Annotated in this window: 19 protein-coding genes; 5 read left to right on the forward strand and 14 right to left on the reverse strand. The window is 34.0% G+C overall.

Going from position 1 to position 21692, the window contains the following annotated elements:
• Positions 1–199: 199 nt before the first annotated feature.
• A complete protein-coding gene (locus tag KWG70_RS02740; protein ID WP_230934463.1) occupies positions 200–748 on the forward strand; it encodes a hypothetical protein in 549 nt (182 codons plus the stop codon).
• Between the two features lie 107 nt (positions 749–855).
• Entirely contained in the window at positions 856–1269 is a 414-nt protein-coding gene (locus tag KWG70_RS02745; protein WP_230934464.1) for a hypothetical protein, read from the forward strand.
• A 54-nt stretch (positions 1270–1323) separates the two neighbouring features.
• Here the strand turns inward: KWG70_RS02745 and KWG70_RS02750 are convergent, their stop codons facing one another.
• From KWG70_RS02750 to KWG70_RS02820, 14 genes are all read right to left on the reverse strand, one after another.
• A complete protein-coding gene (locus KWG70_RS02750; protein ID WP_230934465.1) occupies positions 1324–2157 on the reverse strand; it encodes a DMT family transporter in 834 nt (277 codons plus the stop codon).
• A 9-nt stretch (positions 2158–2166) separates the two neighbouring features.
• Positions 2167–2697, reverse strand: coding sequence for a LacI family DNA-binding transcriptional regulator (locus KWG70_RS02755; protein WP_230934466.1), 531 nt, complete (start codon positions 2695–2697; stop codon positions 2167–2169).
• A 7-nt stretch (positions 2698–2704) separates the two neighbouring features.
• Positions 2705–3373: a bifunctional 4-hydroxy-2-oxoglutarate aldolase/2-dehydro-3-deoxy-phosphogluconate aldolase gene (locus KWG70_RS02760; RefSeq protein ID WP_230934467.1), complete on the reverse strand. Its 669-nt coding sequence runs from the start codon at positions 3371–3373 to the stop codon at positions 2705–2707.
• A gap of 9 nt (positions 3374–3382) precedes the next feature.
• Positions 3383–4402 carry a sugar kinase gene (locus tag KWG70_RS02765; RefSeq protein WP_230934468.1) on the reverse strand — a complete coding sequence of 340 codons (1020 nt, stop codon included), beginning with the start codon at positions 4400–4402 and terminating at the stop codon, positions 3383–3385.
• Positions 4403–4456: 54 nt separating this feature from the next.
• Complete coding sequence (locus KWG70_RS02770) at positions 4457–5221, reverse strand: SDR family NAD(P)-dependent oxidoreductase (RefSeq protein WP_230934469.1); 765 nt, start codon at positions 5219–5221, stop codon at positions 4457–4459.
• Positions 5222–5244: 23 nt separating this feature from the next.
• A complete protein-coding gene (locus KWG70_RS02775; protein WP_230934470.1) occupies positions 5245–6543 on the reverse strand; it encodes an MFS transporter in 1299 nt (432 codons plus the stop codon).
• Positions 6544–6569: 26 nt separating this feature from the next.
• The gene (locus KWG70_RS02780) at positions 6570–7271 is read right to left on the reverse strand and encodes a FadR/GntR family transcriptional regulator (RefSeq protein ID WP_230934471.1); all 702 of its coding nucleotides are present in this window, start codon (positions 7269–7271) and stop codon (positions 6570–6572) included.
• 152 nt (positions 7272–7423) lie between these two features.
• Positions 7424–8347, reverse strand: coding sequence for a polysaccharide lyase family 7 protein (locus tag KWG70_RS02785; RefSeq protein WP_230934472.1), 924 nt, complete (start codon positions 8345–8347; stop codon positions 7424–7426).
• Positions 8348–8467: 120 nt separating this feature from the next.
• Positions 8468–10435 carry a PKD domain-containing protein gene (locus KWG70_RS02790; RefSeq protein WP_230934473.1) on the reverse strand — a complete coding sequence of 656 codons (1968 nt, stop codon included), beginning with the start codon at positions 10433–10435 and terminating at the stop codon, positions 8468–8470.
• An 18-nt stretch (positions 10436–10453) separates the two neighbouring features.
• Entirely contained in the window at positions 10454–11905 is a 1452-nt protein-coding gene (locus KWG70_RS02795) for a RagB/SusD family nutrient uptake outer membrane protein (protein WP_230934474.1), read from the reverse strand.
• A gap of 12 nt (positions 11906–11917) precedes the next feature.
• The gene (locus KWG70_RS02800) at positions 11918–15025 is read right to left on the reverse strand and encodes a SusC/RagA family TonB-linked outer membrane protein (protein ID WP_230934475.1); all 3108 of its coding nucleotides are present in this window, start codon (positions 15023–15025) and stop codon (positions 11918–11920) included.
• 309 nt (positions 15026–15334) lie between these two features.
• On the reverse strand, positions 15335–15682 hold the full coding sequence (locus KWG70_RS02805; protein ID WP_230934476.1) for a cupin domain-containing protein: 348 nt from the start codon (positions 15680–15682) through the stop codon (positions 15335–15337).
• A 62-nt stretch (positions 15683–15744) separates the two neighbouring features.
• Positions 15745–17799: a polysaccharide lyase family 7 protein gene (locus tag KWG70_RS17925; protein WP_317206742.1), complete on the reverse strand. Its 2055-nt coding sequence runs from the start codon at positions 17797–17799 to the stop codon at positions 15745–15747.
• Positions 17800–17866: 67 nt separating this feature from the next.
• On the reverse strand, positions 17867–18811 hold the full coding sequence (locus tag KWG70_RS02820) for a polysaccharide lyase family 7 protein (RefSeq protein ID WP_230934477.1): 945 nt from the start codon (positions 18809–18811) through the stop codon (positions 17867–17869).
• A gap of 262 nt (positions 18812–19073) precedes the next feature.
• Between KWG70_RS02820 and KWG70_RS02825 the strand changes: the two genes are divergently transcribed.
• The 3 genes from KWG70_RS02825 (at position 19074) to KWG70_RS02835 (ending at position 21605) form a co-directional block, all read left to right on the forward strand.
• Entirely contained in the window at positions 19074–19487 is a 414-nt protein-coding gene (locus tag KWG70_RS02825; protein ID WP_230934478.1) for a flagellar basal body-associated FliL family protein, read from the forward strand.
• Between the two features lie 484 nt (positions 19488–19971).
• A complete protein-coding gene (locus KWG70_RS02830) occupies positions 19972–20448 on the forward strand; it encodes a VOC family protein (protein WP_230934479.1) in 477 nt (158 codons plus the stop codon).
• Positions 20449–20888: 440 nt separating this feature from the next.
• Positions 20889–21605 (forward strand): VIT1/CCC1 transporter family protein, encoded by a 717-nt coding sequence (locus KWG70_RS02835; protein WP_230934480.1) that lies wholly within the window; start codon positions 20889–20891, stop codon positions 21603–21605.
• The last annotated feature ends 87 nt before the right edge of the window (positions 21606–21692 follow it).

The raw sequence follows: 21692 nt of genomic DNA on the forward strand, positions 1-21692 counted from the left end.
TGCCAACAACGTGTATAGCTAATTGCTTACTCTGTCTGCACTCGGACACGAGCGTAGCGAACTGGCACAAGCAAAATCCGCAGGATTTTCCTAACGGTTTGTTCCTTTTTACTAACTTAGAACTAACCATACACGAACACGTTCAACTATTTTGAGACGTTGTTCTAAACGATAAACATAACTATTGAAAAACAAAAATATGATTAAGAAACTACACCTCATTTTACTATTGATTTTACCAATTACCATGTTTGGGCAATTATCTGAATCGCTTAACGAAATGAAAGCCGACAAAAATGCGGATTATAAAAAATACGAACCATTACTATTTAAAGCAAGTGAATATATTTTTGACAATCCTGTAAACGTAAAATCAAAGGAATTTATTTCTGCAACACAAATTGTCGGATTTTGGATGAATAAAGATACTGGAATGGGAATTCCAACGTTTGGGAATTTTTTCACGTCTCTAACCAATAAGAACAAACAACAATTTTTGTATACAGTTGCGATGATTAATTATGGTTTAAACCAAAAAATCAATCATAACCGAATTTTGACTTGTAAAAAAATTGACGGACAAAAATTCAGCGAACAAGAAGATGTTAGAGAAGTCCAACTTGGTGGAGCGAAAATTTTGCTGGAATATATAGGAAATAAAAAGAATAACGTTCCAATTAATTCAAAGACAAAAAAGTATGTAAAAGCATACAAAAAAGGAAAGTTGGACGATATGTTTTTTGACTAATAAGTCGAAGTAGAAAACGTGTAGCAACTGCTCGTATAACTTGAGAACACTAGGTTTTAAAAAGAAATATTTGAATCTAACTTTTGGACATAAGAAGTAAACTAACTATGGAAAAACATTTTGAACTTTCTGATTCTGACTTTGAAAAAAAATTCATTAGTTGCGAGTTAGATCCATCACACTTTACTCACGAAGCTCACTTAAGGTTGGCTTGGATTAACATCAACCTATACGGTATTAAACAAGCCGAAAAAAACATTCAAAGTGGATTGCAACACTTTGTAGAATTTGTAGGAGCTAAAGACAAATATAATATGACTTTGACTTTAGCAGCTATAAAAGCAGTGCATCACTTTATGCGCAAATCAAAGTCTAACAATTTTAAAGATTTTATATCCGAATTTCCAAGACTGAAAACTAATTTTAAGGATTTAATGGCGTGTCATTACGGATTTGATATTTACAATTCTAGCAAAGCCAAAACGACATTTTTAGAACCTGATTTGATTTCATTTGATTAATTCGGAATAAAATTTACTAACAACAACGTGCATCATTAAGCCTGTAGTTTGGATCTATTTTATTTTAATAATCACATTAAAAGTTAATCCAATAATAATAAGCGACACACCTATAAAACTCCAAAAAGTATAAATTTCGTCAAGCCAAATTGCACCAATTAACATGGTAAAAATAACTTCGATGTATTTTAATGGGCCAACTTGATTGACTTCACCTATTAGAAATGCCTTGGTCATATAATATTGTCCGAAATAACCAAAAACACCAAGGCTTAAAAGAATTATCCATTCTATACCAACAGGGTTATTCCATTCAGAAACTGCAAAAAGACCTCCAAGACATGCCGCAATGATCATAAAGTAGTTCACAATCACAATCGGGTGATCGTTATTTCCAATTTTTTTTATGATTATAAATACTAAGCCTGTAAAAAAAGCAGATGCAATTGCATACAACAAACCTATTTCGTTGATTTGAGTATCAAATCCTTTCAATATAAGCACTCCTGAAAATGCGATAGCAAAACAAAACCATTGTAAATACTTTATTTTTTCCTTTAACATAACAAGTGCTAACAGTGCTGCAAAAATGGGAGAGAGATACCGTATAGAAACGGCCGATCCCATAGAAAGATGTTTAATTGAGGAAAAAAAAAGAGTCATTGCAACAAAACCAACAACACCTCGTAAGATAAGTAACGTTTTTTTTTTACCAAGAAGAGAAATTTTATGATGTAACAAAAATGGAATTGTAAAAGCCAAAGATCCTATTGATCTAAAAAACACAATTTGATACACATTAAATTGATTTAGACTTTTGACAAATACATTTAAAATAGCAAAAGCAAAAGCACTTATAATCATTAAAACGATTGCTTTTTTAAACATAGAGTAATTTTAACTTTTAAACTTTGTTATCCGTCTTAGCAAATTACTAAAATGCATTATGCTTTCTTTTTTTAATTGCGCTTCGGAAATAATATCATTAATCTTAACATACTCTACTGGTAAGATATTTTTCCCTTCTGATGCGATATTAAGTTCGTTACTACATGAAATTATGATGACACCATCAACACTGCCATCATTACTACTATTTATAAATTCCTTTTCTCTGGAAGCATCCTGCAAAGACTGAAATAGTATCACTCTATAGCCTCGAGAATATGCAATTTTTTCAATGTTAAACAAGAAGCAACTGTAAAAAGATGTATTTACTTGAGGAACAATGACAGAGATCACCTTGGTTTTCTTTTTCCTCAGAGCTACAGCAGAATTATTTGGAATGTAGTTATACTTATTGGCTATCGTTTTAATAACCTCTCTTGTGTTTTTACTTATATCCGATTTATTGTTAAGTGCTTTAGATACAGTAGATACAGAGTAACCTGATACAAGTGAGAGTTCTTTTAGTGTGATTGTTGACACAATATAATTATTTTCTTATGGCTTCAATTATTTGCAAAGCATCTCGAGTCGTGGTTTCAATACTTTCTATATCATAGTTTCCATTAGCGTCTTTCTTAATAAGCTTTGAGCCTATTCCAACACATGTGACTCCTGCATCAAACCATTGACTTAAATTCTCCTTTGTTGGTGACACACCTCCAGTAGGCATTATACTAGTCCAAGGTTGTGGCGCTTTAATTGCCTTTACAAAATCAGGTCCATAAATTCCACCTGGAAAGAGTTTTACAACTTCACAACCAAGTTCTTCGGCTTTAGCAATCTCAGAAAGAGAACCACAGCCAGGAGACCAAAGTACTTTTCTCCTGTTACAAACTATAGCTATATCTTCTCGCAATACTGGAGTCACAATAAAATTAGCTCCTAATGCCATATACCTCGAGGCCGAAGCAGCATCAGTCACAGAACCTACTCCCAATATCATTCCTGGAAGTTTTGCCAAAGCATAGGTATTAAGTTTGGCAAAAATGTCTTCAGCAAAATCGCCTCTGGCTGTAAACTCTAAGAGCCTTGCTCCTCCTTTGTACAAAGCATTTAATATACTTTTACAATGCTCTATATCAGAATCATAAAACAATGGCACAAGCCCTGTTCTAGACATTACATTTACAACTTCTATTCTTGAATATTTTGACATATCTCTAATTTATCTGGATACTTTTCCTGTGTTCTCTCCATCTAAGAACTTATTAATATCATCAATTGACACCAAGTTATAATCACCATATATGGTATGTTTAAGGCAACAAGACGCTACAGCGATATTTATTGCTCGTTGCTTATCTTCAGAGTTTAGTAATCCATAAATTAATCCGCCCATAAAGGCATCTCCACTTCCAACACGGTCAACAACAGGTGTAACTTCTTTTATATTAGCATCATAAATATTTTTCCGATCATATAGAATTCCTCCAATTCTTTGATGAGATGCACTAACAGAGTATCTTAGGGTAGTTGCTATAAGTTCTAGGTTTGGGCATTCTTCTATTATTTTATCATAAAGAAGAGGTAGCGATTTTAGGTCTTGATAGTTAGGGTTTTCTTTATGGCGACCTAGCATAAAATAGGCGGTATCAATATCTCCTAAAATGACATTACTGTACTTGAGGAGTTCTGGCATAATTTCATGAGGCTCTTTGCCGTACTTCCATAGTTTAGACCTATAATTCAAATCACATGAGATAGTAAGCCCTAATTTATGAGCAGCTTTTACTGCTTCAAGACATTCTTCAGCAGCAGAGTTTGATATGGCAGGAGTAATACCGCTCCAGTGAAACCAAGTTGCACCTTTAAGTATCGTTTCCCAATTAAACGTGCCTTTTTCAATTTTAGCCATAGCACTATGAGCTCTATCATAAACGACATTGCTTGCTCTAGTTCCGGCACCTGTTTCAAGAAAATAAATCCCTAAGCGGTCTTTTCCAAAAAGAACATTTTTAGAAATTACGTTTCGTTTACGCATTTCCATCAATGCACTTTCTCCTATTTCATTATCAGGTAATTTTGTAACAAACTCAGAAGGAATCCCAAAATTAGCTAAAGATACAGCTACATTAAACTCTCCTCCTCCATAAGTAGCGTTAAATGATTTGGCTTGAGAAAATCTTAAAAAGCGCTCTGTGGAAAGACGTAACATGATTTCACCAAATGTGACAATCTTACTCATTCTCTAAATTTAAATACTATTCTTTATCTTTTTAAATCTAACAGCTTTATTTTTTTAAATTCCTAAAGCTTGTCCTCCTCCAATTTGAATGGTTTCGGCTGTTATGAAAGCAGCATCTTCACTTGCTAAAAATGAAATGACTCCTGCAACATCTTCTGGTTGACCTAACCTTCCTAACATAATATTATTTGCCCAAGATGCAAAAACTTCTGGTTTAGTTGATTTAATTTGCGCGTGAAATGGCGTGTCAATTGTACCTGGAGATACAGCATTTGCTCTAATCCCATATTCAGCTAAATCTTTTGCTAAAGCTCTGGTTATAGCATGAACACCAGCTTTAGAAGTTCCATAAACTCCTGCTCCTGGTCCTCCAGCTGTCCATCCAGCATTAGATGTATAATTAATTATAGAAGGGTGTTCTCCCTTTTTAAGATATGGTATTGCTGCTCTTGAAGCAAAAAACACAGAATCTAAGTTAAGTGCCATTACAAACCTATAAAACTCAGTTGTCATCTCTTCAAATCGAGACCGTCCACCTAATCCACCAGCATTATTAACTAGCACATCTATTTTTCCGTATTTTTCACCAATGTTTTTAATGTTTGATGTTACTAAATCCTCTTTTGTTACGTCAAAGTTATAATACTCAGCATCAATTCCTTGAGCAGTAAGTTCTTCAACTCTTTTAGCTCCAGCTTCTTCATCTATACCGTTTAGAACTACAGTATATCCATCTTGACCTAATCGTTTTGCTACTTCAAAACCAATACCTCCTGTAGCTCCTGTTACTATGGCTACTTTTCCTTTATTATTACTCATATTATTTTTTAAGATTTATATTATTATTTTGCTTTAAGTGGCTCTATTTTTGGGCATAATAACCAAACAGCTAATAGAGCTATAGCGGCCAAAGCACCACCAACTAAAAATGCTAGAGTATAATTTCCGCCTTTAGTAATTATAGGTATAAGTGCAGTCAGTCCGAAAGCAGCTAATTTAGCAGCTGTACCTGCAAATCCAGATAAAGTTCCAACTATTTTACCACTGAACATATCACTTGGTAATGTCTGTACGTTACCAATTGCTGTTTGAAATCCAAATAATAGCACTGCCATTACAATTACTGCATTTGTTGCTGACTCTGGTGCTTTTAATAGGAAAAAGCAAGGAATCATAATCAAACAACCTAACGTAATTACCATTTTTCGTGTTTTGTTTACTGACCACCCTATACTTAATCTATTTTGAGCTAAAAGACCACCAAACCATGCACCTAACATTGCGCCTACATATGGTACCCATGCTGAAAATGCAATTTCTTTTACGTCTAAACCAAACACTTCATTGAGATAAATAGGAATCCATACAATAAACAACCACCAAATAGGATCTATTGCAGCAGAAGCTAATATAACTCCCCAGCTCTCTTTGTGCTGAAGTAATTTTCCAGTACTAGGATTATATCCTTCATCATAATTACCATCTTGATCAATGTCTTGGTTCTTCTGTCCGGATAGAATGTATTTTTTTTCTTCTTCAGATAGCCAAGGATGCTTTTCCGGAGGAGCTTTTACAATATACAACCATGGTAATAACCATAAAAAACCGATTAAACCAACACAAACAAATATTGCCTGCCACGATAAGTAAGCAGAAAGCAGACCTATAATGGGATATGCAACGATTCCTCCAATGGCTGCGCCTGAGTTAAATATACCTTGAGCAAAAGCTCTTTCTTTCGTGGGAAACCATTCAGCATTCGCTTTAGCTGCACCTGGCCAGTTACCAGCTTCAGCAATACCCAAAATAGATCTAAAGATTGAAAAACTCAACATCCCTTTTGCAAATGCATGAATCATGGTAGCTAAAGACCAAATTCCTATTGACAAAGCAAAACCTATCCTAGTACCTATCCAATCGAATATCTTTCCAAATATTGTTTGACCAGCAGCATAAGACAGAATGAATACTGCAGATATGGTTCCGTATATAGCCTTAGTACCATCCGCATCCATATCTGGAAATAAGTCTTTAGCAATGTCGGGCCATAAGGCTCCAAAAGCTTGTCTATCTATATAATTTATAACTGCGGCCAAAGCCACAAATCCTACGACCCACCATCTTAAACCTTTTATTTTCATATTTGAAAGTTGTGTGTGTTAATTAGTTAAACATTGTAACAATATTGATATAACACACTAAAGTGTTCTTTCATTTTCTCCTTAGCCAATTGAGGGTTTTGACTTTTTATAGCTTCAAATATTTCTTGATGTTCTTGAATTCCATTTCGAGCTAAACTTTTATCACACACATGATATTTTTCAAAATTAGTTATGATCTCAGGTGTGATAATAAGCATAAATGTATTCATTGTACTATTCCCACTAGCTTTTGCTATAGCTAAATGAAATAGTAAATCTTCTTGTACTGCATCTTGACCGTCTAACACTTTTTTAGTATATGCTTCGAGTGCTTCTTTCATTTTTTCAAGATCTTCATCTGTTCGTCTTAGAGCAGCCAAACGAACTGTTTTAAGTTCTAATAATATTCTTGTTTCAACCAAAGATTTAAAATCTGGATCTTCTAATCTTAAAATATCTTCAATCATACCATTCATAGCAATCACTCCAATATTTGCGACAAAAGTTCCGCTTTGTGGAATCGATTTTAATAAGCCATAGAATTCAAGTTTTTGAATAGCTTCTCTCACATTACTTCGAGTAACTCCAAATTTTTCAGACAGCATTCTTTCAGAAGGTAACTTATCTCCAGGTTCAAGATTTTTACGATTTATAAGCTCTCTTATATTAGATATAATTGTCTTCTGAACACTTTGACTATCCTTTTTTGCTAGTATGTCTATTTTCATAATCTTAAGCTCTTTTTTTTATCTACTGGTTTTAATCTAAATTTAGGGAAATAATATGCAAGTCACATTAAATCTTTGTTAGTGTTTAAAGAATTCTACTTATCCTTTTGAAATAAGTAGAATTCAATAAGAGACCAATTCAAATTTTCACATTAATGATTAACTTCTAAACTATAATATTTTACTCGAGCAAAAGCGCCTTCATCTCGCGTTTGAAAATAATTTCCCGCTTTAAAATAGTTTTCAAATATTCCCCATCTTGTCATATGAACATTTTCATAAACTTTATATTCAGTATTATTTAAAATAATGACCATCTTACCTTCTGATACTTTGACTTCGAGTGTAAACTTTTTAAATCCAACCTTTTGTTCAAAATTAAATCCATCATCATTTCCCCAAGCCTCTTCATGCAAAATATCGGTATCAGATAAGTTTAAATTTTTCAATACCTTGGTTTTCACCCTTATTTTTCCATTATCCCAATAGATTTTTAATATTGGAGGCGCATTATTATCATCTGCACCTATAAGATCACGTTGTTCATTAGTTAATCTACCGTGAATTTGCATGATAATGACACGATGGTATTTACCATTTTTATCTCTTGACACCTCTTCCATGGCAAGTTTGCCTTTCATAACACCGCCTTGTTTAAAGGTCCAATTGGTATTATTATCACCAGGAATCATTTGCTCCCTTAACTCAGATCTGGAATACTTTGTATTCCTTGTGGTTGAACTTGTTGGTTTCGCATAAAAAATCAATGCGCCTTTGACTGAATCATTATACATATAGGTCTTCAGCTTCTCATTATTTGCATAATCCAATATCTCAGGTGCTTCAACTTCATAAGGTTTTCCTTTATCATTAGCAATTGGAATAGTGACTTTCCAATGAGACAAGTCAATATCAGGTAATTTTACTTTCTTTTTTTTCTTCTTTCTTTTTTTATCCTGTTTTTCAGTTTTTTTATCCGATTCTGTTATGTTACCGCTCTTTTCTTGAGAAGAAACATTAACTGATATGAATACCATCAATAGAATTGTTAATATTTCTTTTCGGAAGTTTTTCATTTTATATATTAATTATTCATAATAATTACGAAGTCAGCTCATATGTCTTCGTCTCAATTGTTTTATAACCACCCAGTAACACATTTAGTTTCTGGGTGGTTTTTAATTTTATGCTTATTTCTAATCTGTGATTATTATATTATCAAAGAAAGCCTCAGCAACATTATCTATGACATCAACATTCCTAACATAAATAACAATCTCATTCGTAGATGCTGTAAATTGGAATGTATGGGTATTATAAGCACCACCATCTGTATCGAAAGTATTTGGAATTGCAAAATAGGCATCAATTGCAGGATCAGAAATCGAGGCATTAATACCTACCTCATCTGCAATTTCAGTATTTAATATAAATACTTCGGAAGTTATCCCTCCAGCTGTTGTGCTTGCGTCAATAGAGAACGTGTATGTCTCTCCTACCTGCACTTGAACAACCTGATACAATCGACGACCTGTTTCGTCTAGTTTTGCTCCTCTAGTTCCGTTGTTTCCACTAGAAGTAGACCCTGCTTGTTCACTATTATCACCATAAAAGGCGTCAAGCCAAGAATCTAAAGCACCGTTATCCCAAAGCGGATCATACGGACTTGGAATGTCATTTCCATCACAATCTTTAATGGTAGAGTTTGGTGTCATATCCCAAGCATCAGCATTATCACCAGTACTTTCGCCATCACATCCAGGTGTTGTACCATAAAGGTCAAAAGTTCCATTTAAAACCTGTACTACAAAGCCTTCAGCGACTATAAGTTCTTCAGTTGCAACACTTATACTTCCCGTAATACTAGTTGCTGTTAAAGTCACTGTATAAATACCATCTTCTGCATAAGTATGCGAAGGATTCATGCCTGTAAATTGGAAGCCATCTCCAAATTCCCACAATAACATTACTGCTCCTTCCGAAGCATCCATAAACTCATAAGTTCTATAGTCAGATCCATCAACTAAATAGGTAAAAGCAGCAGTGACCGGTGCTTGTATATCAATGTTCTGGCTTAAAGACGTTGACAGATTTGCATCATTAGTAGCTGTAAGTGTCACTGTGTATATGTCATGTGTGTTATAAACATGAGTAGGAGATTCTTCTGTTGAAGTATTCCCATCACCAAAATCCCATAGGTAACTTGTCGCACCTGTAGATGAGTTATTAAATGCATATTCCAAATAATTAGTTTCACTCTGAACAGAATTAAACCCTGCAGATGGAGGTACTGCACCTTCAGGTGCTACATCAATCGTGAAATCATCAAGTCTAGCTTCAACAGGACCATTGGTAAAATAAATTGCGACGGTATTATTGATTCCAGAATTAAATGTTAAGGTCGATTGAACATATACATCAGGCTCCGAATCATCGGTTACAGTTACAGAAGCGATTGTAGCATCAAGAGCTTCTTGTGTAGTCTCAGGAGACCCAAACTCTGTTACACCTATAATTGATACAGTTAATGATGGATTAGAAGAATTATCCAACATTGTATAATAATATCTTAGGTCATAATTAGTATCAGGTTCTACAGTAATTTCTTGATAACCAATACGATCTCCTGCAGGTAACGGCAACTTAGCTCCTTGATCTCCAAATGTTACTGGACTACCCGTAATTTGAATAACGCCACCTAAATCACTATTTCTCCATGAGTCACGTCCATCTCCACCACCGCCAGGCAAGGTATCATCTTCAAAACCTGGTTCTAAAATAATTGGTTGAAATGGGCCTTCTGCTACTATAACTTCAATAGTTACGGTATCTACAGCACCTAATGCATCGCTAGCAGTTAAAGTGACAGAATATGTACCTTCACCAGCCTCAAACGTATGTGTTGGATCTTGTAAGTCAGAAGTAGCTCCTCCTCCAAAATCCCATGCAAAGGTCGTTGCTTCAGAGGAAAGATTAGTAAAATTAATCGTTCTAAAATCATTGCTATCAGAAGCATAAGAAAAGTTAGCTTCAGGTGGTACAGTGTCTGCTTTAGAATTAGCGCCTGGTAAATCATCTCGAAGCGTACAACCAACTAAAAGACTAGCTATAAAGACACTTACCAGTAATGTTGTATTACGGAAAATATTTATTTTATTTTTCATCGTTTAATTATTTAAATATTAATATCCTGGGTTTTGCGTCAAAAGACCACCACTTAGATTTATTTCTCTTGCCGGAATTGGTAACAATAAGTCTCTACCAGAAAAAACATATCCTCTGTCTGTTGCATGCGCGCTTAATACTGCTTCTGCAACGCCAAATCTAAGTAGATCAAACCAACGTTGATTTTCAAATGCTAATTCTACACGTCTTTCCGTAAGCAAGTCGCTTTTTGTAATATTAGAAACCAAATCGGTTAACCCAGCCCTGTCTCTTACTTGTTGAAAAGAATTCAAAGCGCTTGAATTACTTGTTTGTGAACCTCCTGCCATAATCGCCTCAACATGCATTAAAAGCACATCGGCATAACGCAATACGATATAATCATTACCAGCATTTCGAGCATTCCCACCATATGAAGGAGGCGAGGTTGTTATATCAGATCCATCAGGTAAAAATTTTATCACTTCATTATCGTCTTGACCAAGAATACCAAGATTAGTTATAGAAGCTGCTGTTCTATTGCCTCCATATGTTGCAAAATCTAAAAAAAGATTTGTATTAACAATGTTTTGACCATCCTCTCTTCCTTGACGGAATGCTGAAGTAAATTCAGAAGAAAAACTTTGGCTTTCTAGAGAATTTCCTGTTTCATATTGGATAGCAAAAATAATTTCATTGTTTAATTCTGAATAAAACACATCGCTAAAATTGCTTTCTAAATCAAATTCTCCGCTATTGATAATAGCTTCGCATAATTGCTGTGCTCCAGAATAATTAGGACTTGCCTGCGTTAAGTATACTTTTGCTAACAACGCTTGTGCTGCTGCCTTTGATGCTCTTGATTTAAAAGAGTTATCTAAATTATTAACAGCTTCTTGTAAATCCTCTACAATTTGTACATAAATCTGTGCTACAGGAGTTCTAGTAAAAAGTGCTTCGCTATCTGTTGGACCAACTACCGAAGTAACTAAAGGCACATCGCTATATAATCTAACCAAGTTAAAATACGCATAAGCTCTTAAAAATTTAGCTTCAGCTGCATAACTTGCTTGATTACTTTCGTCTGCAACATCAATAAAACTCAAAACATTATTAACTCTGAAAATAACTTGATACATTGATTGATAAAAATCTTCAGATTCTACATTGTTGGCATTAACCACATATCTGTGAAAATCAGATTTCGAACCTTCGAGTGTTGCATTTCTAGTATTATCGGTACGATGTTCTGTCAGAAGATGTAAAAATTGGACTCCTCTATTTGCTCTACCAATATTAGTTTGTGTATTTTCATTAACACCTTGGTAGGAGTCATAAATTCCAATAATTCCAGCTAACACATCTTCATCAGATTGGAAAAACGATTCTACTGCAACTGCAGTGTCTGGCAATGGATTTAAAAAATCATCGCTACAGGAAGTAAAAATAAGTCCTGTAATGGCAAAGACTAAATATTTTATATGTTTCATAATAAGTTTTTTTTAAAAGTCAACGTTTAGACCAAATGTTACTGTTTTAAATATAGGTGTACCTGCTCTTTGAGAGCCATAAGCTCTTGGATTATTACCATCTACATGTTCTGGATTAAAACCATGATAATCATCAGCAGTGATATAAATCAAATTTTGAGCTGTAGCATAAAGTCTTAGACCTGTTAAACCTAATTTTGATGTTAAATCATCTGGTAAATTATACCCAAGGCTTACATTTCGCAGTGAAAAGTAGTCTGCACTTGCAATAACTTCACTTGTTAGCACTTTTTCTTGAATGAAAGATTCATGTGGTACAAGACCATCAGCAACTGCTTGTGCTTCTCCACCACTCCTGGTTCTATTACCAAACCAATTATAGAAGTATTGATCACCTATATTATTTACTTGGGCTCCTAGGCTTCCTTGTACCATAAACGAGAAGTCAAAGGCTCCAATTCTAAAGTCATTAGTAAAACTATATATTAAATCTGGGTAAGGATCTCCTAAAATAGTTTTATCCTCTTCAGTAATTATACCATCACCATTTAAATCTCTTACTATAGTATCATCGGCTTGACCATTAATTCGATTCCAAGGATTGTCAACATAAGTTGTTCTGAAATCAGTATCATTATAAGCTTCGGTATCTACTACATAACCCCAGAAAGATGAAATAGGTTCACCTATTCGGTTAATCCATTGTGAGTTTCTACCATAAGTATCTTCTATTAGCGCATTATTTGAATCACCAAAACTTAGTAATTCATTTTGGTTTGTAGATGCAATAAGAGTTGAACTCCAAGAGAAATTCTCTCTTGAGATATTTTTAGTTCTTAACTCTAGTTCCCAACCTCTGTTTTGTACCTCGCCTAAATTCACAATACCACTTGTAAATCCTGTAACATAAGACACAGGATTTTCTAATAATAACTCATCACTAGTTCTTTGGTAGTAATCCAACGATCCTGTTATTCTATTATTTAAAAATCCAAAATCTACTGCGGGATTAAATTCTTCTGAAGCCTCCCATTGTAACAAAGTATTTGCTATGTTAAGTGGTGAAACACCAGGAGTTATATTGCCTCCAGTAATAGCATTTGAATTTTGTAACAATGCCAAATAAGGCCAAGCATTTACATTACCATCACCTACATTAAAATTCTCAGCACCTGTAAAACCATAACTAGCTCTAAACTTTAATATGCTTATAATATCGCTATCTAATAAGAAATCTTCATTGTGTACATTCCAACCTATTGATGCGGCTGGGAAATTACCCCATTTTGAGTTGATTCCAAAAACAGAACTACCATCACGTCTAAAAGAAGCATTGAATAAGTATTTATCCTTATAAGCATAATTAATTCTGGCAAAATAACCTACTTTCTTTCTGTTTTCATTCACCTCTCCATAATTAGCTATTTGAGTAGCACCTTGTAAGTTTGGAAGCAAATCATTAGTATACCCGTTACCAATAACACCGCTATTTTCACTTTTTCTTTGCTGTACGGTCATCCCTAACAGTAAATTAATCTCATGATCATTATTAAATATTTTGTTATAGGAAATCGTATTATCTGAAATCACTCTTGAACGAAATCTATTCTGTAAATCATATTGTGCTCTACTTGCTCCAGATGCATGATAATTTGTACCGTCCCATCTTGTTCTCTTTCTTTGTTCTAAAGTAATACCGAGAGATGTTTTTGCTGTTAATCCGTCTAAAATTTCATAGCTTAAATATGTAGAACCAAATAACTTAGTATTAAACTCATAATGTTCTCTTTCAACATATTGTTGATATGGGTTTGAATCTCCCGAAGTACGAGGTCTTTCGTTGTTACCATCGTTGTCCAAATCCAAGTTTATTAAATGATTCTCTAAGAAGTAATCTCCTACACCTACGTCAGGATATGTATCTGTATTAATAAATTGTAGTGTCTCTTCGGTATGAAATATTGGCAACCATGGAGATTGACGTGTAGGATTATGTATTGATGTAGGTAATCTTCTTTGCTCAGTATAAGATGGCGTAGCTCTAACTCCAAACTTAAACCTATCGCCTAATTTAGAATCGACTTTTAGTGCTGCCGTATACAATTTGTAATCATCGGTTATTACAACACCTTCATCATGAAGGTATCTTAAGGATGTACTAAATTTAGTACTCTTTGATCCTCCACGCGCTGCAAAGGAATGACTTGTAATAGTACCACCGTTAAAAAAAACGTCTTGCCAATCTCTATCAATACCTGTGGTAGCAACTAATAATTGTGCATATAAGGTTTCTCCTGAAAGTGTCCCTGTTGCAGCCTGCTCTATTCTAGCCCAATCTGCTACACTTTTTCTATAATCATCACTTCCATGTGCATCTTTAAAGCCTAAGTAGGTTTGATAGCTAAATCTTGTTTTTCCTTCCTGACCACTTTTTGTAGTAATAAGTATAACACCATTAGACCCTTCACTACCATAAATAGCAGCTGAGGCAGCATCTTTCAATACTTCAAAAGACTCCACATCGTTCATATCAATGTTACCAAGAAAATCAGAATTAACAACGACACCATCAACTACAACTGCAGGACCTGAATCTGCTGTAATAGATCCAACACCTCTAATAGTAACGGTAGGTGCTCCACCTGCTTCTGCATTTGTTGACTGGATATTAACTCCAGATACCTGACCTATTAAGGCATCATCTACCCTTGAAACAGGTATTTGGTCTAATTTTTCATTAGTCACCTTAGAAATCGCTCCTGTTAAATGACTCTTCTTTTGAGTACCATAACCAATAACTACAACCTCATCAAGTTTATTTGCGTCTTCAACAAGCGAAATGGATACTGTTGTTTGATCTCCAACAATAATTGTTTTTGTCACGAAACCTAAATAAGAGAATTGAAGTACATCTCCTTTTGTCACTTGGATTTCAAATTTTCCATCAAAATCCGTTGAAGCCCCTCTTGTAGTTTTTAAAACTAAAATGTTTACACCTGGAATAGGTTGATTATCGACTTCAGAAACAACGCTACCCTTGAGTAGAAAACTGTCTTGGGCAAGCATTGTTACGCTGAATAGTAATAAAACTATTAGCAGCAGTTTGTTTTTTAAATTCATAATTAATCTTTTTGAATTGAATTAGTTAGTAATTACAATTACTTGAAGTCAATGCATAGCAAATTAATATGTTTTCGTACCTTTGCTTATGTATTTACTTTTAAGTAATTACATCATTTTTTTACTTCGGTTTAAAGAAGTATTTTTTAAAAGGATAGGCCCACCCTGTCCTTTTTTTAGTTTAAAAAAAATTGGTTTACCAGATTGGTTTACCAAATATATATAAATTTTTGTTAAATCCAACGATTTCGCAAAATATTATACCTAATACTCACAAATCGATAAAAAAACTAGTAAAAAATTAAATATTTACTCCATGAAGTCTTCTCGAATAGGACTAAATACATCAATTAAGATACCTTCTTCAGTACAAATTGCACCATGTAATACATGTGGTGGGATATAAACCGTATCTCCTCCTTTTACGATTTTGGTTTCATCGCCTATAGAAAACTCAAAAGCGCCACTTTCTACGTAAGTCACTTGACTGTGATAATGTTCATGCTTGTAACCAATTCCTCCTTTATCGAAATGCACTTTTACCAACATAATTTTGTCATCATAGCCCATTATTTTACGCTTTACACCTTCACCTACAACTTCCCATTCTAGGTCTTTGTCTAAGATAAATTCTTTACTTGCTCCAAATGTTTTCATATCAAAATGTTCTTTGTTTTTTTATTAGTTATAAACTATGATTCTTGGTTGATTTATTCAATTTATTTGGGAGGTGTCCCTGGACCTACCGTTGCTTTTCTAAACCACACTTCTGTGTAACAACCATTTTCATATTGCTTAGCGATATCGCCTCCATAGGTTTCTGCTCCTGCACACCATATCATATTTGTTTCAGGGGCTTTTCCATTGGTTTGATTATAAGCACCTTGTTTAAAATAATTTAACTCTCCGCTATAGGCAATGGCACGCTCGGTTCCGTCTTGTCCTATTGGTACAAAGAGATGTTTTACTTGTTCTGGTAAGTCTGATTTATTGACATATTCGGACGAAATGAGATTTTTAGTAAATGTTTTTGTCTCATGATTTTCGCTTGTAAATGTGAGGTACATAATACCCTTATATACATTTACTTCGTAACTAAACGCTTCACCTAATTCTATGCCGTCTAGAGGTTCTTTAGGATAGTCTTCTTTACTTGTTCCAATCACCGACATATCATGTCCCCAAACTGCGGTAGAAAAATCCCATCGTCCTGAATTATCTTCGCCAGCCGTATTAATTTCGTAATTCCAGAAAACAGAACCTTTCTTGTGGCCAGGGAATTTCTTATAAAATATTTTTAAAGGTTCATTCTCATGTCCCTCTCCACTGTGAATTTGACCGACCACTGTAGAATAAGAAGCTGCTACTCGCGCATCACCAGATACAGAGACCTGCATAACCTTGCATGTACCTGTTAACTTACCGCCTTCTTCTGGTGTCCATTCTCTTTTTTCTTGCAGCTCTGATCTTGTATTACTAGAGTTTTTTGAAGTAACTCCAGAGTTTGGTGTTTTATAAACTACCCAACGTCTTGTCCCATCAATCACAGTATAGAAAAAATCTTTGTGCTCAAATTGAGTAAGGTCATCTACATTAGTTCCGTCACCCATCAATATTTTAAATTTATCCATAAAAGGAATGACCTCATGTGGGTAAATTGTTTTTTTACTTAAACCATCATTGGCCTCAAAATAACCTGAATTTGAAATAGCATCATCGCTAATTTCGATACTAGCTGATTTAAACCAAACTTCAGCATAATTCCCATCAGCATATTGCTTTTGGATATCACCACCATGAGTTTCAGCACCAGAACACCATACGCCATTGACTTTAGGATCTTTTCCATTTGTTTGATTATAGGAACCCAGTTTAAAAAACAACCCTTCATCTGCATAGGCATTATTGCGTTCAATACCATCTTGACCTATAGGAGCGAACAAATTCTTGACTTGTTCTGGCATATCAGAACGCTTTGTATATTGAGAGGTCACAAGATTTTTAGTAAATGTTTTGGTTTTATGTCCTTCACTAGTAAATGTAAGATGCATAACACCATCCTTAATTTCTACCTCGTAAGTAAACGCTTCACCTAAGGCGATTCCATCTTCAGGTTCTAATGGATAAGTATTTTCATTAGTTCCTACAACAGAAAAATCGTAGCCCCAAATTGGATAGGAATAATCCCATCTTTTTGAATTATCATCACCCGCTGTATTAATTTCATAATTCCAGAATACAGATCCCTTAGTATGACCTGGGAATTTCTTGTAAAATATTTTTAAAGGCTCATTCTCATGTCCATCTGCACTATGAATCTGACCAACCACAACTGAGTAGGTTGCTGCAACACGAGCGTCTCCTGTATTAGCAACATTCATTACTTTTAGAGTAGCATTCATTTTAGCTTTGGTCATAGGTGACCACTTTTTTAATTGTGCTAATTCGGTTCTTGTATTGTTAGAAGTACCATGAGTATTGCCTGCATTGGGTGTTTTAAATACGACCCAATCTTCTTTGTCATCATGTGCAGTGTAAAAGAAGTCTTTATGCTCATAATTGACAGCCTGACCTACATTAGAACCATCACCTAAAATTAAATTCCAATGTTGAAAAAATGGTATTATATCATTAGCGTTACTAACTTTCACTATACTTTCAGAATTGTTTGTACCATTTTGTTTTTTGCTTTCAGCACAACAATTAAATAGCAAAACGATGCTTATCATTAATGGATAAGAGATAAAAACTGATTTGAATATTTTAAAGCTCATAGTGTTCGGTTTATAGCGTAATAACTTTACTAGGTTGTGTGTTTGAAACTACATCAATTAAATGTATTTAATGAGTTATTGTTAAGTTGTAATACTTCACATAGGAAAAAGCATTTTCATCTGTTGATGTTAGATAATTGCCTGCTTTAAAATAATTCTCATATGGCCATTTATCAAGGCTTATATCTTGATAAACATAAGGCGTTTCATTATTAAGTTGTATTTCTATTCTCGCATCTGTGGCAGAAATTCTAAAATCAAAAGCATCAAAACCTACATAACCTAAGTTCACCTTAATATCATACCATGTATTATTAGATGTTTCAAGCAAATCATCACCATCTGTATCCTCATCAATAAGTGATTTTTTATGAGACCAGACATAACCATCTTTCCAATAGATTTTAATTAATGGTGGACCGTTATTAGATGAAAAGCCATGGATATCCATATCTTCTTCTGAAATAATCCCATGAATTTGCATGACGATAACTTTATGATAATCATCACTAGATTGGTTATTTTGAGACACCTCAGAAACTTTAAGTCGTCCAATCATTTCTCCTCCTTCAAGTAATGTCCAATTTTCACGTGCATTATCTGGGTTTATAAGTTCTCTTAATTCTGTTCTAGAATATGAACTATTGGTAGTAGATACATCTGGATAGGTATAAAAAACAAGAGACGAATCGATGGTATCATCGTACATAAATGGTTGAACCGGCTCTAGCGTTTGGTATCCAAAATTCATTAATTCATCAGGTTGATACTCGTCTGGACTTCCGTTATTATTTGCATCAATGGGAAGTGTGACCTTCCAATTAGAAAAATCGATATCTGCATAAGCAGGTGTTTCCTCTTCCTCTTCTTCCTCTTCTTCTTCATTTTCAAGAACCTCATCTAAAATATCAGTATCATTAGGTGTTTCGTTTCCACTTGAACACCCAACTATGACTAAAAGGAAAAGAAAAAAGACTAATCTAGAGCTATCTGTTTTTATTGTTAATCTCATGGGTTATTCGTGAATTATAAAATTGGTTTACCAGATTGGTTTACCAAATATAAATATATTTTTGAATTGAACAAACTTTGCACCCATAATTAACAGGTCTTGTCTTATGAATATGTTGATGCTTAATCTTATTCGCTACAGATACTAATGTTACAAATTCTGTAACTACCATCAAAACTTCCTGTTTTTGGGAACATAGACCTCAAAAACGTGTATATTTATCTCCATATATCCAGTTGTGAGCACATTTAAAAAACTCTGTATGAAAAAAATAACACTTCTGTTAACCTTACTAATTTTGCTCAATTGCAAATCTAAAAACGATTTCGAAGGACAATTTCTTTCTGTAATGGAAACGACTACTCTTGATGCTAATGGAAATACAGTTGAATTTAATATTGGATTTACTGTGGAATTTGAACAAACAGAAAATCAAGACTGTTTGGTGGAATCAAAAGATGAACTAAACTCAACGCTAATCGAACCTATGATTAGAAATGTAATTAGAGGTTACGTTGGTAAACTAGACAATGAAGGAATTGAAACAATAGACAAAGAAGACGTAAAAGCTGAAATTAATAACCAATTGTCCGAAGGAAATATTTCATTGAATGCAAAAAGTTTTGTGGATTGTCCTTTGAAAATTTCCATGTTCACAATAACCAGACGGAACTAAAAAAACGTGCTACAACAATGCAATAATTCATTGAGGTATTATACTTAACTAAAATAAAAATATTATATGAAAAAGCACTTTGCTTATTTAATTATTTCGATAGTTTTTGTGGTCACTTCAATATTTCGATTTAATTATATCATTAATAATCAAGATTGTAGACACGGATGCATACCAATAATTGCAGTTTTTCTTTTTATAATTGGCATCATCCTGCTTTGCAAAGGAATCTATTCTTATTTTAAAAATAAACACGCATAAAATATAATTTCAACCAATTTTATTAAACTCCTTGGATTGAACATTTAATGATTATATTAGTCTTAGATGAATAAAAACGTGCTACAACAACGTGTATAGTTAATAGTGTTTAATGTTAGTTCGGTAAATTCAGTAGAATTTCCGCGCTCTTCATTCTTTTTGCTAACTTACTGTTTCAACACTACTAACCATACACAAACACGTTAGCCACAATTTATAAGAAATGAGAAAATTAATAGTTGTTTTAAGTTTGATATTAATGTCTGTAACGAGTCATGCCCAACAGGAAGACATTCCTGAACTTAAAGCTCATTTTTCGGCTATTATTGTTACAGAGATAGATTCTTCAATAGTTTGGTATACAAAAATGTTAGGCTTTGAAATTATTAATAAAAGAGAATTTGCAGAAGCCGGGTTTAAGCAATCTAACTTAAAACGCGGAACTATACTTCTAGAATTGATCGAACTCGACTCTGCTCTTGAACCTAAAAAGGTTATTGCCAATTATAGTTCAAAAACTCGAATGACTGGACTATTTAAAATTGGGTTCCTAGTTTCAGATTTTGATAGATTAATACAACATTTAAAAGAAAACAATGCCAAGTTTCATGGAAATATTGTCGTTGATGAAAAAACTGGAAAGCGGATGGTAATTATTAAGGATCCTGACGAAAATAGGATTCAACTATTTGAAAATTAAACTTTGGTACCAACAACGCATATAATTAATACTGTTTAAAAATGATTTGGAAAATTCTACCCAATTTTCACACGCTTCATTCTTTTTTCTAACTAACGGCTAACACTACCAATCTTGCACTAATACACTCTACACCATTTAAAAACAAGGCATTAGATGATTAAAATCATTTCATAAGGAGACTCACTTCAGTAATTTGCTCTTAAAACATATTATATCATGAGAGCATTAATTTTATCTGTCTGTTTCGCACTACTCTTTAATTACTCCTTTGGTCAAGCAGATAATCAATCAACAAAAAATATTAGCATAGGTTTTGAGCTAGATGCTGTACCATATATATTCCAAGTGTATTACTCTTACAAGAGCTGGAACTATGATTATTGCTGGATCGGCTAAATATCACTTATAAAATTAATTCAAAAAATTAAACAGCACAGATGGTAGAAAAATTAGAGGAAATAGATGATTATCTAGATCCACATTATATACAGCGAAGTAATTGGTTAAGAGCTGCTGTTCTAGGAGCAAATGATGGAATTTTGTCAACGGCAAGTATTGCGATTGGTGTGGCAGCTGCAAGTGACATAAGAGACCCTATAATTTTGGCAACATTAGCTGGATTAGTTGCTGGCGCCTTATCAATGGCTGCTGGAGAATATGTTTCTGTAAGCTCACAAACAGATGTAGAAAAAGCCGATATAGAACGTGAAAGACAAGAACTAAAAGAAATGCCAGAAATTGAATTACAAAGACTAGCGGAGATTTATGAAAAAAGAGGGCTAAAAAAAGAAACAGCAAGAAAAGTTGCGCAAGAATTAACCGAACACGATGCTTTAGGAGCACATGTTAGGGACGAATTAGGAATTAATGACATTAGTCAAGCCAAACCTATGCAGGCAGCATTGGCATCTGGAGCGGCATTTACAGTAGGAGGTTTACTTCCCTTTTTAGTCACGCTCTTTATTCCATTGGAGAGTTTGGAATATTCACTTTACGGTTTTTCCCTATTATTTCTAATAATATTAGGAGCATTGGCAGCAAAAGCAGGTGGCTCTAGTATTGGAAAAGCAATTCTTCGTATCACATTCTGGGGAACTGTGGCCATGGGACTGACTGCTTTAGTAGGACATTTGTTTAATGTAAATGTCGGTTAAAATCCTACAGATGTTCCTCTGGTTCGTTTTCTTTTACTAATTTCGTTCTAATTAACACAACACAAGAGCATAATAAACAGGTAAAGT

The organism is Psychroserpens luteolus (assembly GCF_021032705.1).
Taxonomy (GTDB): Bacteria; Bacteroidota; Bacteroidia; order Flavobacteriales; family Flavobacteriaceae; genus Psychroserpens; species Psychroserpens luteolus.